The organism is Bacillus paralicheniformis (assembly GCF_001042485.2).
Classification (GTDB): Bacteria; Bacillota; Bacilli; order Bacillales; family Bacillaceae; genus Bacillus; species Bacillus paralicheniformis.
In genome coordinates this window covers 237,655-250,969 of the sequence record NZ_LBMN02000004.1, presented here as the reverse complement: position 1 = coordinate 250,969, position 13,315 = coordinate 237,655, and the positions used below count along the sequence as shown (strand labels likewise).

Sequence of the window (13,315 nt, the reverse complement as noted above, 5' to 3'; positions counted from 1 at the left end):
ATGATCTGGTATGCAAAAACCTTAAGCGCTCACATGAAAAAAAATTTTTTATGATATTCTTAACTTAAGAGACCTTCACTGCCGCTTTTATAATGGAATCGCTCATTTTCGGCAGCGGAGACTTGTTCATAGGAGTGTTCAAAATGACGAAAATCATGATTGTCGAGGACAGCGAAGACATTCGGAAGCTTTTATGCGATCATTTAGAAAAATACGGATACGAAACTGTTGCAGCTACTGATTTCACCTCTATCCTTGAAATGTTTCTCCAAGAGAAGCCCGATCTGATATTGCTTGACATCAATCTGCCGGCATACGACGGGTACTACTGGTGCCGGCAAATCCGCCAGCATTCGACTTGTCCGATCATTTTCATTTCAGCGAGAAGCGGAGAAATGGATCAGGTCATGGCGATTGAAAACGGCGGCGATGATTATATAGAAAAGCCTTTTTCCTATGAAGTGGTGCTCGCTAAAATTAAAGGCCAAATTCGCAGGGCATTTGGAGAATACGCCGTTAAGCAAGGAGAAAAAGTGATTGAATTTGAAGGCGTTCAGCTGTTTGTCGAACGATTTGAGCTGCGCTGCCGGGATGAGAAGCTCGAGCTTTCAAAAAAGGAAAGCAAACTCTTGGAAGTGCTGCTTGAAAGAGGAGAAAAAGTGACAAGCAGAGACCGGTTGATGGAGAAGACATGGGAAACCGATACATTTATAGATGAAAACACGTTAAATGTCTATATTACAAGGATTCGCAAAAAATTGCGAAGCATGGACGTGCCCTTCTCAGTTGAATCAGTGCGGGGCGAAGGGTATCAGCTGAGGGCGAAATCATGAAGCTGTTCCTAAAAAACCATGCCGTTCTCATTCTTCTGTTTCTTTTTCAGGGCGGATTCGTGTTTTTTTACTATTGGTTTGCCGGCATGCAGACTTTCACCCACCTTTTTTACATTCTCGGCGTTCAGCTTTTGGCGCTGGCGCTTTATCTTTCGTACAAATGGTATGAAGAACACAGAGTCTACCAGTGGCTCGGCTCAGAACAAAAAGATACAGAAATTCCTTTTTTGGGGACGGCTGAATTTTGCTCAGAGCTCTATGAAAAACATATGGAGCTGAGCCGGCTCCACCACCGCAAAATACATGAGATGGAGTCCAAGCTGGAAGACAGGGTAACCTACATGAATCAATGGGTGCATCAGGTGAAAACACCGCTTTCCGTCATCAATCTGATCATCCAGGAAGAGGACGAACCCGTTTTTAAACAAATCAAAAAAGAAGTCCAGCAGATTGAATACGGACTGGAAACACTCCTCTATTCATCAAGGCTTGACCTGTTTGAAAAGGATTTTAAAATTGAAGCCGTGTCACTTGGCGAGCTGCTTCATTCTCAGATTCAGCGCTATAAACGCTATTTTATACAGCATCGGGTCTATCCAAATAAACAGGTTCCCGCTGAAGACGCCGTTATTTACTCCGATCGCAAATGGCTCAAGTTTGCCGTTGGCCAGGTTATCACCAACGCTGTGAAGTATTCGTCAGGAAAAAGCGAACGCATCGATATGACGCTATTCCGTAATGGCGAACGCATCATCCTGGAAATCAAAGATTACGGAGTCGGAATTCCTTCACAAGATTTGAAAAGGGTATTTGAGCCTTATTACACCGGGGAAAACGGACGACGCTTTCAGGAATCAACGGGCATCGGCCTCTACCTTGTAAAAGAGATTGCGGAAAAGCTCAATCATGATGTGAGCATCGCTTCAGAAGAAGGGAAAGGAACGACTGTGCAATTTTCGTTCCTTACAAAAATGTAAGTCTTCTTTAATAAAACCGCATAGCTCATCCATATCCTCCTTGATATGATTTGTTTACACAAACAAACGTGGCAAGGAGGATTTTTTATTTGCAATCCAAGTTTATGAAAAGAATCGACACAATCGATGATACGCTTTATGCGGAATCATTTTTATGATCGACTTCAGGGCAGGCGGACCCTCAGCCATCTGATCGCCCAAATAAACGTCACTTGTTCAGCGCTTCTACATGATCTTTTCCTTTTTGTTCGTCATTATCGACGCGCTGAACAAAAAACGAGGCCCGCCATACTTTGCTTCTGCACACCGGCCATTCAGCATTCCGAATGGGCACTGGAGTGGATGTGAAGAATCGCAACATATTGGAAGCGGGCACCCCTAAAAAGCACCGCAAAAGGAGGATATCATGACAGACATGCTGATCGTTAAAAACATCAATAAAACATATAAAGGACAAGTCTCTCATCAGGCTTTAAAAGATATTTCATTCAATGTCGAGGGCAGTGAGTTCACGGCGATCATGGGGCCGTCCGGCTCCGGAAAAACGACGCTTCTCAATATCATTTCGACGATTGACCGCCCCGATTCCGGCGACATTTTGATTCGCGGAGAAAATCCGCATCATCTGAAGAGGGCCAAGCTTGCCCACTTTCGCCGCAGACAGCTCGGATTCGTATTCCAGGATTTTAATTTGCTGGATACGCTGACGATCGGTGAAAATATCATGCTGCCCTTAACGCTTGAAAATAAACCGCTTTCCGTCATGGAAGATAAACTTCAGGCGATTGCTGAAAAACTCGGCATCGAACAACTTCTGAATAAACGGACGTTTGAAGTATCCGGCGGACAAAAGCAGCGGGCGGCCATCGCAAGAGCCGTCATTCATCAGCCCGCTCTCATCCTCGCCGACGAACCGACAGGAAACCTCGATTCGAAGGCGTCAAAAGACGTAATGGAAACGATGCAGCATCTTAATGAAAACGACAATGCCACGATATTGATGGTCACGCATGACCCTGTTGCCGCAAGTTATTGCCGGCGCGTCATTTTTATTAAAGACGGAACATTATTCAACGAAATCCACCGCGGCGCCAACCGCCAAATATTTTATGAAGAGATACTGAATGTGCTGTCCATGCTGGGAGGAAACGCCAATGACCTTTCTTCAGTTCGCTTATAAAAACGTCGTCCGGAATAAAAGAGCCTACCTTGCCTTCTTTTTAAGCAGCGCGTTTTCAGTGATGGTTTTTTTCACATTTGCGATGCTTTTGTTCCACCCCGCTTTAGAGAAAGGCTACTTAAACACCATTGCAAAGCGGGGATTATCGGTGGCTGAATGGATGATTTTCGCCTTTTCCATTCTGTTTGTGCTTTATTCCGTCAACGCCTTTCTCAAGTCGAGAAGCAGGGAATTCGGGATCCTCACCATCCAGGGAATCGCTCCGGGTCAATTGAGGAAGCTGATTACCGCAGAAAACATCATCATCGGCGTGCTCTCGATCGTTACAGGGATCATCGGCGGTCTGGTTTTTGCAAAAACATTTTTTACGATCGGCGCTTATATTTTGGAAATGGACGCTTTGCCATTGTATCTGCCTTGGAAAGCGCTGGCTCTCACAGCCGCCTGCTTTCTCATGCTGTTTATTTTGCTGTCGCAATTTACGGTTTTGTTTATTAAATCAAAAACCGTTACCAAGCTGATCAAAGGCACAGGGAAAATAAAACCTGAGCCAAAACCGTCTGTTATCTTTTCGGTCATCGGCATCGGCTGCCTCGGCTCAGGCTACTGGCTCGTATTGTTCGCCGACATCCATTTTCCCCAAGCCGTCACGATCTTAATTCTGACGATCATCGGGACTTATTTCTTCTTTCGCCAAAGCAGCATTTGGCTGCTGCGGCTCTTAAAAAAACGGAAGTCATTTTATTTGCGCGGAAAAAACGTGCTTTGGGTATCCGATCTTGTCTATCGGCTGAACGATAATGCCCGTCTGTTCTTTCTCGTTTGCATCATTTCAGCCGTCGCCTTTACCGCCACTGGCACATTGGTGATTTCCAAGACTTCCATCGGAAAATTGGATTCTCAATATGAGATAGAGTACTTATTATACAGCGGGAACCAAAAGGAACAGACACACGTTAAGCTGATGGAACAAAAGTTGAAGGACGGACATTTTTCATATGAAAAGGAAGTGACAAAAGGAATTTATATGAGCTATAGCCAGGGACCCTGGGTGCTCCTGACCTCTGAAGGCGAATTCCAAAAGCACTTTAAGTCAGATTCCGGCGAACTGAAAGACGGCGAGGCGATGTATTATCCGAACGCCATCGAGGCGAAAGAAAAGCCGGAAATTCCCAAGACCTTGAACATGTTAAACAAAGATTCGAAGCCGGCAAATGAACGCCTAAAAGTGAAAGGTATTAAAAAACCGCTCATTTTGTTAAACAGCGTCGTTGTCGTAAACGGCAAAACCTTCGAAAAGCTGAAAAAACAAGGCGAATTCGTCACATTGTATGGCTATAACTACAACCGCTGGAAAGAGAGCCTTGATATGATCCAATCACTGGAAAAAGATCTTAGAGAAAAAGCTCCCAATATCCGATTTCAATTTGACGCAAAGGCCAGTACTTATTTTGAAACTGTTCAGCTTCCAAGCCTGAGTCTGTTTATCGGCCTTTTTATTGCGGTTCTCTTTTTTACGGCATCCGGAAGTTTTCTCTACTTCCGCCTGTTTACCGATCTTGAAGAAGATCAGCAGCGCTATCGGTCGCTTGCAAAAATCGGCCTGAGCGAAAAGGAAATGTCGCAGAGTGTGACGATTCAATTGGCCATCCTGTTCTTCTTTCCGTTCGCTCTTGCAGCAGTTCATACGTATTTTGCGATGAAGACGCTCGAGGCGCAGAGTCTTGGTCATTTTGCAGCTCCGGTGTTGATGACGATAGGCGGATTTCTGACCTTCCAACTATTATTCTTTATGATCATTCGAAAAAGCTATTTGAAAAAATTAAAAGGATTTTTAAGGTGATAAAACATGAAAAAAACAATTTCTCTGATTACAGCCGGTTTGGCTGTTGTATGCATTGGTGCATTTCTATTAATTCATCATGAGGTGACAGACAGGTTCAATCCACTTGTGAAGAAAGAAAGCGTGTATGTCCAAATCAACAAAGACGGAAAGCACTTGAGTCCGGGCCGCTATGAGTACACGCTGGAAGGATATAATGACACTGGGAAGGAAAAAGAAATTACATTCTCCTCCAGCGCCTCCCTTCGAAAAAACGCCTACCTAAAGGTACACGCGAAGGGAAAATACGTTGAGACATGGGAAGAAGTACAGCCCGGCGGTATGCCGAGTGCAGTTCGGACCAAATTGATCAGGCAGTAAAAAAACGGCGTCTAGCCGTTTTTTGTGTTACTATAATTTTACAGATTTCCGAAACTTTTTGGCCCGTTGTTCGTAGTAAAACAGAAGTCATATTGGTTAGGAGGTTTTCATATGATTGTTGGAATGATCGGTTTTATCCTGGTGGGATTCTTCCTCTACGCCGCCATGGCGCCGTCCGACGGAAACAACAGCGGCAGCAGCTCTTCAACTTTCTTTGTCGGGGGTCCTGATTCATCCGGCGACAGCGGAAGTGATTTCGGTGGCGGCGGAGATTGTGGCGGCGGCGGTGATGGCGGCGGCTGTTAAGACCCGCGGGCTGCCTTTCCCTATCTTCTGCTCGGACCCTTAGGCTGTATGCAGTTCTTGCTGCAGTCAGCCGGGTATGTTCCAGCCATCTCACTTCATCATTCATTCACCATCTAACTCCAAATACGCCATCATCAATCCAGTTGTTTAACCAGACTTCCGATTGGGAATGATGTAAAGACAGCAGATTCCCGCTCTTCAAACGATTTAAAAGTCACAATTAATCGATTCTGTTACAAAATATATAAAACTTTGCACCTACTTGTTCGATATTAAAAGAAGACATTCACAATAAGGAGGGTTTTTTCCAGATGATTTTTTTACTGGTTTTATTGGCTCTGTTTATTTTGTATTCATTCTTTTTTGACAAGAGCAACAAAAGATCTTATACAAAAGCGGCACCGAAAAGCAGAATATTGATCCGCCAGGCAGCTGCGCCGACCGGATTTTTGAGGGTCATCGAAACCGCACCCGGGCAGCCGGTAAACCGCCGAACCTCTGAAGGTATGCGTCCAAATCTGCGGCTTGTCATGAGCCCGACGGACCAAAATGAAAAAAAATAAAGAAAGCGGCATCATGATAAATGCCGTCTTTCCTATTGTATGCTGTGTTCCACCATTCTTCCAAAGGCGTCCGGCGACATTCCCGGCGAGATGCGGACCCTGTGCAGCGCATACATCCCCTGATCCCTAGCAGCCGCCCCCGGCTCTGTCGTCACCGCCATTTGATACCCCGCCTTCTCAGCCTGTTTGAGCGTTTCGGCATTATAGCGTCCAACTGGATAACTCAGCATGGTTGTGTTCTGCTGAAGCATGCCGTCAAACAATGTTTTGGAACGAGTCATTTCACTCAGCTGCTGCTCTGGAGCAAGTCCGTTCAATTCGACATGATTGATCGTATGGCTTTCGATAGCAATACCGTGTTCGGCCATTTCTTTCATTTGGCTTTCGGTTAAATGATTTTTTCTGCCGACCGATTTACCGATCATGAAAATTGTCGCCTTCATCTCATAATCTTTCAAAATCGGGTACGCTTTTTCAAAGTTATCTGTATAACCATCATCAAACGTAATCAGCACGCATTTTTCACTCGGCATTTTGTCTTGTGTTAAGACAATATAGGCTTCTTCAGGTGTCAGTGTGTAATAGCCGTTATCCTTCAGCCATTTCATATGTCCGCGGAACTCCGCCTCCGGTACGCGCAGGCTGTTTCCTGTGGAAATGCTGTGATACATGAGAATCGGAATGCGGGCGGGGCCCTTCACTTTGATCCACTTGGAGGATGGATCATGCTCCGCCTGCTGTTTTGATTGTTTTGCCGCTTTTTGAGCCGTATTTGGTTCTGTTTTTTCCTCTCCTTTTGCTTCATGACTGGAACACCCGTACAGCATTCCCATCAACATAAGCAGCAAAATGAGCAGTTTCGTTTTTTTCACAAGTATTCCCGCTTTCTATCTATTGAATCCTTTTTAATATCGGTTTCGGAACGAGCATTTTTCACCGTTCCTGCTTTGATGATGAAAGCCAAGCTTTACGCAGTATGCTGATCCCTTCTTCAATTTCCGCTTCAGAAAGCCCCCCAAATCCCGCCATGACGATGGAAGAGCTGCTTTTATGTGGCTCAAACCAGAAATCTGATACCGGATAAACTTTCACACCGAGTTTTTCCGCTTTATGTATGAGGTCTTGTGCATGTCGGTCTGTCTTCATCAAAATATGGAGCCCCGCTTTTTCGCCGATGATTTCCATGTCATTTCCGAAATGCGTTTTAATGGCCGATATTAATGTTTTGTGCTTTTCTTGATATACTTTTTTCATTTTACGGATGTGTCTTTCGAAAAAACCTTCTTTCATAAATAAAAACATCGCTTTTTGAATGATGGGTGAAGCGGACTGGCTGTAGCGGCCAAGCGTTTCTTTAAATTCATCTGCCAGCTTTGAAGGGAGAACAATATAACTCAATCTCGCTGCCGGAAGAAATGACTTTGAAAAAGTCCCTAAATAAATGACTTTTTCTTTTTTATCAAGCGCTTTTAAAGATGGAATAGGCCTGCCCTGATAGCGGAATTCACTGTCATAGTCGTCTTCGATAATGTAGGCATTCTCACGGCTTGCCCATTCAAGCAATTTCAGCCTCTTCTGTACCGGCAGGACCATTCCATACGGAAACTGATGAGATGGCGTAATATAAACGAGTTTGGCTCGGCTTGCAGCAAGCTGAGACAAATTGATCCCGTCTGTCTCGAGACCAATCGGCTGAAGTTCACATCCATGGTTGAGGAAAACGGAACGCACACCATCATATCCCGGATTTTCCGCCGCAACCAATCGGCCGTGCATTGAGAGCAGCTGGCAAAGAAGTCCGACTGCATACTGCGTACCGGAACAGATCACAATTTGCTCCGGTACACAGCGCACACCCCTTGCCTGAAATAAATACTTCGCCAATTCCGTGCGAAGGCCGAAATCGCCTTTATGATCGCCATACAAAAATAAGTCATGATCTCCACTGTCCATTGCATTCTGCAGACAACGTCTCCATGTTTTGAATGGAAAATGGCTTAAATCGATATCACCATATTTAAAATCATATGTTGCCGCTGAAGCTTGTCCTGTGTCTTTTTGTTCCCGATTGGTATGAATCTTCAATTGACTAGGCGGCATCAGTGTTTTCTCCAAGGGAAGCACTTTGATGCCGATCCTTGGCCTGCTTTCTGTATAGCCTTCTGCAGTGAGCTGCTGATAGGCGCTTTCAACTGTATTTTTGCTTAGATGCAAATGTTCGCATAAATAGCGGATCGGCGGCAAAAGAGCTCCCGCTGGGATGCCGCCGGCCTCTATTTCTTTTTTGATATATTCGTAAAGCTGTATATACAGAGGTGTTTTAAGCTGTTTATTGAGTAAAGGCGTTAACTCTATCATCATCTGACCTCATCAAGTTTTCTATTATTGTCTCTTTTTAAAGGGACAATAACAACTTAAAATCAGTTTAATAATAAAAAGGAGCGTGAATGTGATGGCTCATTCCATTCGGCAAAAACAGCTTGTCTGCACAGATGAAAAAAAGATTGATCAATTTTTAACAGAAGCGCAAACCGGTTATCTCGGCATGTCCACAGATGAATATCCATATGTCATCCCTTTGAATTTCGTCTGGAAAAACGGTTACATTTACTTTCACGGTGCATCAGAGGGACGGAAAATGGACATGCTGCAAGAAAATCCTAACGTATGTTTCACAGTCAGCGAACAATATGGAACAATGGTTCATCCCATTCCCGCTAAAACCGATACCGCTTATATGAGTGTCATTCTTTTCGGCACAGCGTCAATCATCACAGGCTTAGATGAAGCAACATCCGCGATGCAGGCTCTTCTCGACAAATACGTACCAGGATACTACAGGTCTCCGCTTCACAAAACACATGTCGAAAAGTACAGATCGAGTTTAGGCAGCAAAACCGTTGTTTTTAAAGTTCAGCCCCGAGAGATAACAGCTAAAGAAAACATGCTGAATCAAAGTATGAAATTCGAAAACGGGCGGACCGTACAGGAAGACCGTTGACAAAAAAGGACCCGCAGCTTATGCTACCGGGTCTCCTATGGATTGTGCCGCATATCCATCTATAAATTTCACTCCCGCTGTGTACCGCTTTCTCCGCTTCTTTATCCAGCAGACGAGCGCCAACCGCTGATCCAGATCCTTCTCATTGATAGAAACCAACACATGTTCATTCATCTCAAGGGGGACGCCGGATTCAATCTGACAGCCTGACAAGCTGATGTCCTTAATCATGATCTCGTGGGCGCCTTTCTCTGCATCATCGGGAAACAGCAGTGTTCCCAGACCTTGAAAGGCCTCGCGGACGTGTTTTCTCTTGAATGCATCCGGGCTTTTTTCTGTTTTCATGAAAAAGCGCAGCACTGTTGACAACGTATCAGCCCGCTTTTCCCGGTCGGCCTTTTTTGCATTTTCTTCATTAAACATAAAACCGATCAGTTTCACATACAGTTCCTTGTCCATCTCTTTGAAGTGCAGCCCGATTTCAATGTCTGCCTCGTCTTTTGTCGTCCACATCACCCTAGCCGGCACTTTTCCGACCGCATCTATGATCAGACCGTCCACATGATAGTACATGTGCAAATCAGCCTGATAAGGCAGCCTGATACGCGCGCCCGTGTCGCTCACATCGATCAGTTCGCATTCGTGCTCATCGCCAGAAACGGTGGAAAAAGCCGCCGGCTTGTTGACTGTGAACCGTTCAGAGCTTCGAAATCTCGGCCTGTCAAAGGCAACGAGCAGCGCAAGTATGAGTCCCGTCATATTATAGAGAGCCCAAAATAAATGATACGATGTGACGTTCATATCAAAAGTATGCAGAAACCAAAGTTCATAAAGAATTTTCCCGAGAGCAAACAGCGTCATTGCAAGCAGAATCGCACACGGCAGCGCCGTCGTATATTTGAATTTTCGCCGATCTGTGTTGACGCCCTTCGGTGTGACTTTAAAATCAAACCGCTTTTTAAAAATGAATTCCGACAAAGCCGATATCGCCATGTGCGGCGCCATCGATGTATCGTAAATATGACTCCAGCTCATGCTGCGCTGCCGGTCCGAAACGGCTTTAAATGAAAGGTAAGAACCTAAAAACGCAGGCAGCCAAAACGAGGTGATCGACCACAAATCGGTCTTTAAGCTATGTATGCCAAACAGCAAAAACAAGAGCGGCGCCAGGATGTAAACCATCTTAAAAACGCCGAAAAACCAAAAGAGAATACCGTCAAAATAAAGAATGCGCTGCATTGGTGTAAGACCTTTTAAGAAAAGCGGATTCCACTTCTTTCCGCACTGAATGTTTCCCCTGCACCAGCGGTCGCGCTGCTTCAAAAGATCCGTCCACGTTTCCGGCGAGAGACCGACGGCAAGCACTTCCTTGACAAAAACAGATTTAAATTTCGTTTGCAAAAGCATTCCGGTTGCCATATCCTCCGTAATCACGCCTGTCGCAAAACCGCCGATTTCCTCCAAAGCGCTTCTTCTGAAAACCGTATTGCTGCCGACGTACATGACGGCATTAAAACGGTCTTTCCCGGCCTGGAGCCTGCGCATAAAAAAGTCCTGCTCATTCGGAATGTTCGCACCGGAAAATAAGTTGTACTGATAAGGATCTTCATTATAGAAGGCCTGCGGCGTTTGAACAAAAGCCACTTTTTCCTTCTTAAAATAGCCGACAGTTTTCTGCAAAAATGAAGGGAGCGGAACCATATCGGCATCCATCGTCACAATCAGTTCCCCGTTCGAGCAGCTCATCGCATGGTTTAAATTCCCCGCTTTTGCATGCTCATTGTTTGGCCTTGTAACGTAATGAACGCCAAGTTCCTCAGCCAGTTTTTGAATATCCGTCCGCCTTCCGTCATCACACAAATAAATGTTGACAAGCTCTTTTGGATAGTCGAGGCTCAGACAGCCTGCCACTGACTTTTTCAGCACATGGCGCTCCTCGTTATAAGTTGCAATGAGAATATCAACGCTCGGCCAATGGTCTTGATCGCCCAGCGTTTCCGGCTCCCGCTTCCTTTCCTTCCATACTAGCGTATAAAAGACCAAGAGCTGTAAAAATCCGATACATTCAGTTGCAATCAGGATCACGCCCATCACGATGTCGGCGGGGCGAGAGACAGGCAGTGTATAGCCGAACCGCCAAACAATATACACGCCGTTCGTCATAAGACACAATATGATTAAAAATTTCTTGAAACGCGGATTCATCCAAGATCCCAAAAAACCGATGAGAATAAGGGCAATCATTGCGACGGGATAGCAGTGTAAGATAAATTCCATTTTCTTCTCCTTATGTGCTGATAAAAAACCCTTCGGGAATGGTTTCTCTAAAATTTTCCTTCATTTCATTCTTTTGCACTCGAATATATTACCACCTTTAGACCTAAATTTCCTTAAAAATAATAAAAAAACATATCTAATTGTCTTTTAAACGCGAAAAATATAAGACTATAGACTCTCTTCCAAAAAATCCATAAGGCTCACGTTGATAACCCTTCACATATATGCCACCTCAAGATTGAATCTTTTGTCGCAGACGTCCTCTGTCTCTTCGGAGACGGGAGCTGAATGTATCAACGGTTCACACAGGAAAAAAGGTCTCTGCTCCTAAATGTTTGATTTATTTTTGACGGATTGACAGCTTTTTTGTGTCGATTTTGATTCCAGTAAAAGGAGATTCGGGAATTACCGCATCAAAAAAAGCCTGCACAAGGCCATTAAACAGTGTCCAGACACGTCTTTAACCAAATGGACCCGCTCTAGATCATCATGTGAAAACAGCTAGGTCTTCCTGCACGGTTGTCTGAATTTTGATTTTTTTAGTATACTTAATTTAGTTAAATAACTCAGAGCAAAGGGATAACAAAAAGGATGGGGGAAAGAAAATGGAAGCAAAACCAAAGGTACAACATATACCGATTCAAACAACGAAAGAACCGGATGAAAATTTTTTTGCAAGAGCAATGAATGTTAAAATCGGCATCATTCCGCTGCCCGTATACTTGCTGCTCTTCGCTTTGATTGTGACGTTTGTCTATATGCACGATCTGAAAAGCGACATTTTAACTGCTATTGCGGTTACGGGCTTTTTCGGATTCACCTTCGCCCAAATCGGAAAGTCGCTGCCGCTTCTTCGTTCTGTCGGCGGTGCCGCTATACTTGCGACATTTATTCCTTCAGCTATCGTCTATTACCATCTCATTCCCGATGACATTATCAAATCAACAACTGAATTTACAGAAAACTCAAACTTTCTTTATTTGTTTATCTCAGCCATTGTAGTGGGAAGCATTTTAGGGATGAAAAGAGAAACGCTGGTCAGGGCGTTCATTAAAATTTTCATTCCGCTGATCGCAGGGACAATTGCCGCAGCGGCAGTCGGTCTGACAGTTGGTACAATGCTCGGCCTCGGATTTCAGCATACGCTGCTGTACATTGTGATTCCGATCATGGCCGGAGGGGTTGGCGAGGGAGCCATTCCGCTGTCCATCGGCTATTCGGAAATCATGCACATGTCACAAGGGGAAGCTTTTGCACTTGTCATTCCTTCCATTATGTTCGGAAGCTTAAGCGCTGTCATTTTGTCCGGGGTTTTAAATGTAATGGGGAAGAAAAAGCCTGAATGGACAGGCAACGGAAAAGTCGACCGTTTCGAAAGTGGGGACGCACTGCCGCTTGAAAGCCGCGACAAAGACAAAGAAAGCGTTTTTAACCTTTCCCACTTTGCATCGGGAGGCATTCTTGCCGTCTCATTATATTTGGTCGGTATGCTTTCACATGACTTGTTCGGATTTCCAGCACCCGTCATGATGCTTCTCTTGGCTGTTGCCGTGAAACTGTTTCGTTTGGCTCCGGCGAATTTGGAAAACGGCGCCTACGGCGTGTCACGTTTCTTTTCAACTGCTGTGACATATCCGCTGCTTTTTGCCATTGGCGTCTCCATGACACCGTGGGACAAGCTGATCGCTGCTTTTAATATTGCCAATATTATTACGATCGTATCTGTCGTGATCACGATGATAGCCGTCGGCTTTTTTACAGGAAAGTGGCTGAACATGTACCCGATCGAAACCGCGATTATCAATGCCTGCCATTCAGGTCAGGGCGGAACGGGGGACATCGCCATTCTCAGCGCCGCCGAGCGCCTCGAGCTCATGCCGTTTGCTCAGGTATCCACAAGAATCGGCGGAGCGATAACCGTTACACTGACATTGCTGCTGTTAGCCCAGTTTTATTGATGAATGAAAAAGCCTGC

At 44.9% G+C, this 13,315-nt stretch carries 12 protein-coding genes; 9 read left to right on the top strand and 3 right to left on the bottom strand.

The genetic code is table 11. The features are described from left to right. Positions 1 to 143: 143 nt before the first annotated feature. The 7 genes from ACH97_RS03535 to ACH97_RS03505 all read left to right on the top strand — a co-directional run bounded on the left by ACH97_RS03535 (position 144) and on the right by ACH97_RS03505 (position 6,062). The gene (locus tag ACH97_RS03535) at positions 144 to 833 is read left to right on the top strand and encodes a response regulator transcription factor (RefSeq protein WP_020453445.1); all 690 of its coding nucleotides are present in this window, start codon (positions 144 to 146) and stop codon (positions 831 to 833) included. Further along, on the top strand, positions 830 to 1,810 hold the full coding sequence (locus ACH97_RS03530) for a sensor histidine kinase (RefSeq protein ID WP_023856939.1): 981 nt from the start codon (positions 830 to 832) through the stop codon (positions 1,808 to 1,810). Before ACH97_RS03535 ends, ACH97_RS03530 begins: the two co-directional genes overlap by 4 nt. 406 nt (positions 1,811 to 2,216) lie before the next feature. Continuing rightward, on the top strand, positions 2,217 to 2,990 hold the full coding sequence (locus tag ACH97_RS03525) for an ABC transporter ATP-binding protein (RefSeq protein ID WP_020453447.1): 774 nt from the start codon (positions 2,217 to 2,219) through the stop codon (positions 2,988 to 2,990). Further along, a complete protein-coding gene (locus ACH97_RS03520; RefSeq protein WP_020453448.1) occupies positions 2,965 to 4,833 on the top strand; it encodes an FtsX-like permease family protein in 1,869 nt (622 codons plus the stop codon). Before ACH97_RS03525 ends, ACH97_RS03520 begins: the two co-directional genes overlap by 26 nt. Before the next feature lie 6 nt (positions 4,834 to 4,839). Further along, entirely contained in the window at positions 4,840 to 5,193 is a 354-nt protein-coding gene (locus tag ACH97_RS03515) for a YxeA family protein (RefSeq protein WP_020453449.1), read from the top strand. 111 nt (positions 5,194 to 5,304) lie between these two features. After that, positions 5,305 to 5,499 (top strand): hypothetical protein, encoded by a 195-nt coding sequence (locus ACH97_RS03510; protein ID WP_020453450.1) that lies wholly within the window; start codon positions 5,305 to 5,307, stop codon positions 5,497 to 5,499. 311 nt (positions 5,500 to 5,810) lie between these two features. Beyond that, the gene (locus tag ACH97_RS03505) at positions 5,811 to 6,062 is read left to right on the top strand and encodes a hypothetical protein (RefSeq protein ID WP_020453451.1); all 252 of its coding nucleotides are present in this window, start codon (positions 5,811 to 5,813) and stop codon (positions 6,060 to 6,062) included. A gap of 32 nt (positions 6,063 to 6,094) precedes the next feature. Here the strand turns inward: ACH97_RS03505 and ACH97_RS03500 are convergent, their stop codons facing one another. After that, the gene (locus tag ACH97_RS03500) at positions 6,095 to 6,901 is read right to left on the bottom strand and encodes a polysaccharide deacetylase family protein (RefSeq protein WP_173636669.1); all 807 of its coding nucleotides are present in this window, start codon (positions 6,899 to 6,901) and stop codon (positions 6,095 to 6,097) included. 94 nt (positions 6,902 to 6,995) lie between these two features. Further along, positions 6,996 to 8,423 (bottom strand): MocR-like pyridoxine biosynthesis transcription factor PdxR, encoded by a 1,428-nt coding sequence (gene pdxR, locus ACH97_RS03495; protein ID WP_306419669.1) that lies wholly within the window; start codon positions 8,421 to 8,423, stop codon positions 6,996 to 6,998. Positions 8,424 to 8,514: 91 nt separating this feature from the next. Here pdxR and ACH97_RS03490 point away from each other — a divergent pair, with 91 nt between their 5' ends. Then, positions 8,515 to 9,063, top strand: coding sequence for a pyridoxamine 5'-phosphate oxidase family protein (locus tag ACH97_RS03490; RefSeq protein WP_020453454.1), 549 nt, complete (start codon positions 8,515 to 8,517; stop codon positions 9,061 to 9,063). Between the two features lie 18 nt (positions 9,064 to 9,081). Here the strand turns inward: ACH97_RS03490 and ACH97_RS03485 are convergent, their stop codons facing one another. Further along, complete coding sequence (locus tag ACH97_RS03485) at positions 9,082 to 11,340, bottom strand: glycosyltransferase (protein ID WP_020453455.1); 2,259 nt, start codon at positions 11,338 to 11,340, stop codon at positions 9,082 to 9,084. Positions 11,341 to 11,945: 605 nt separating this feature from the next. Here ACH97_RS03485 and cimH point away from each other — a divergent pair. Continuing rightward, positions 11,946 to 13,298, top strand: coding sequence for a citrate/malate transporter CimH (cimH, locus tag ACH97_RS03480; RefSeq protein ID WP_020453456.1), 1,353 nt, complete (start codon positions 11,946 to 11,948; stop codon positions 13,296 to 13,298). The last annotated feature ends 17 nt before the right edge of the window (positions 13,299 to 13,315 follow it).

Coding starts and splice junctions, on each gene's coding strand:
- ACH97_RS03535 (WP_020453445.1), top strand. CDS start 144: ATGACGAAAATCATGATTGTCGAGGACAGCGAAGACATTCGGAAGCTT.
- ACH97_RS03530 (WP_023856939.1), top strand. CDS start 830: ATGAAGCTGTTCCTAAAAAACCATGCCGTTCTCATTCTTCTGTTTCTT.
- ACH97_RS03525 (WP_020453447.1), top strand. CDS start 2,217: ATGACAGACATGCTGATCGTTAAAAACATCAATAAAACATATAAAGGA.
- ACH97_RS03520 (WP_020453448.1), top strand. CDS start 2,965: ATGACCTTTCTTCAGTTCGCTTATAAAAACGTCGTCCGGAATAAAAGA.
- ACH97_RS03515 (WP_020453449.1), top strand. CDS start 4,840: ATGAAAAAAACAATTTCTCTGATTACAGCCGGTTTGGCTGTTGTATGC.
- ACH97_RS03510 (WP_020453450.1), top strand. CDS start 5,305: ATGATTGTTGGAATGATCGGTTTTATCCTGGTGGGATTCTTCCTCTAC.
- ACH97_RS03505 (WP_020453451.1), top strand. CDS start 5,811: ATGATTTTTTTACTGGTTTTATTGGCTCTGTTTATTTTGTATTCATTC.
- ACH97_RS03500 (WP_173636669.1), bottom strand. CDS start 6,901: ATGTTGATGGGAATGCTGTACGGGTGTTCCAGTCATGAAGCAAAAGGA.
- pdxR (WP_306419669.1), bottom strand. CDS start 8,423: ATGATGATAGAGTTAACGCCTTTACTCAATAAACAGCTTAAAACACCT.
- ACH97_RS03490 (WP_020453454.1), top strand. CDS start 8,515: ATGGCTCATTCCATTCGGCAAAAACAGCTTGTCTGCACAGATGAAAAA.
- ACH97_RS03485 (WP_020453455.1), bottom strand. CDS start 11,340: ATGGAATTTATCTTACACTGCTATCCCGTCGCAATGATTGCCCTTATT.
- cimH (WP_020453456.1), top strand. CDS start 11,946: ATGGAAGCAAAACCAAAGGTACAACATATACCGATTCAAACAACGAAA.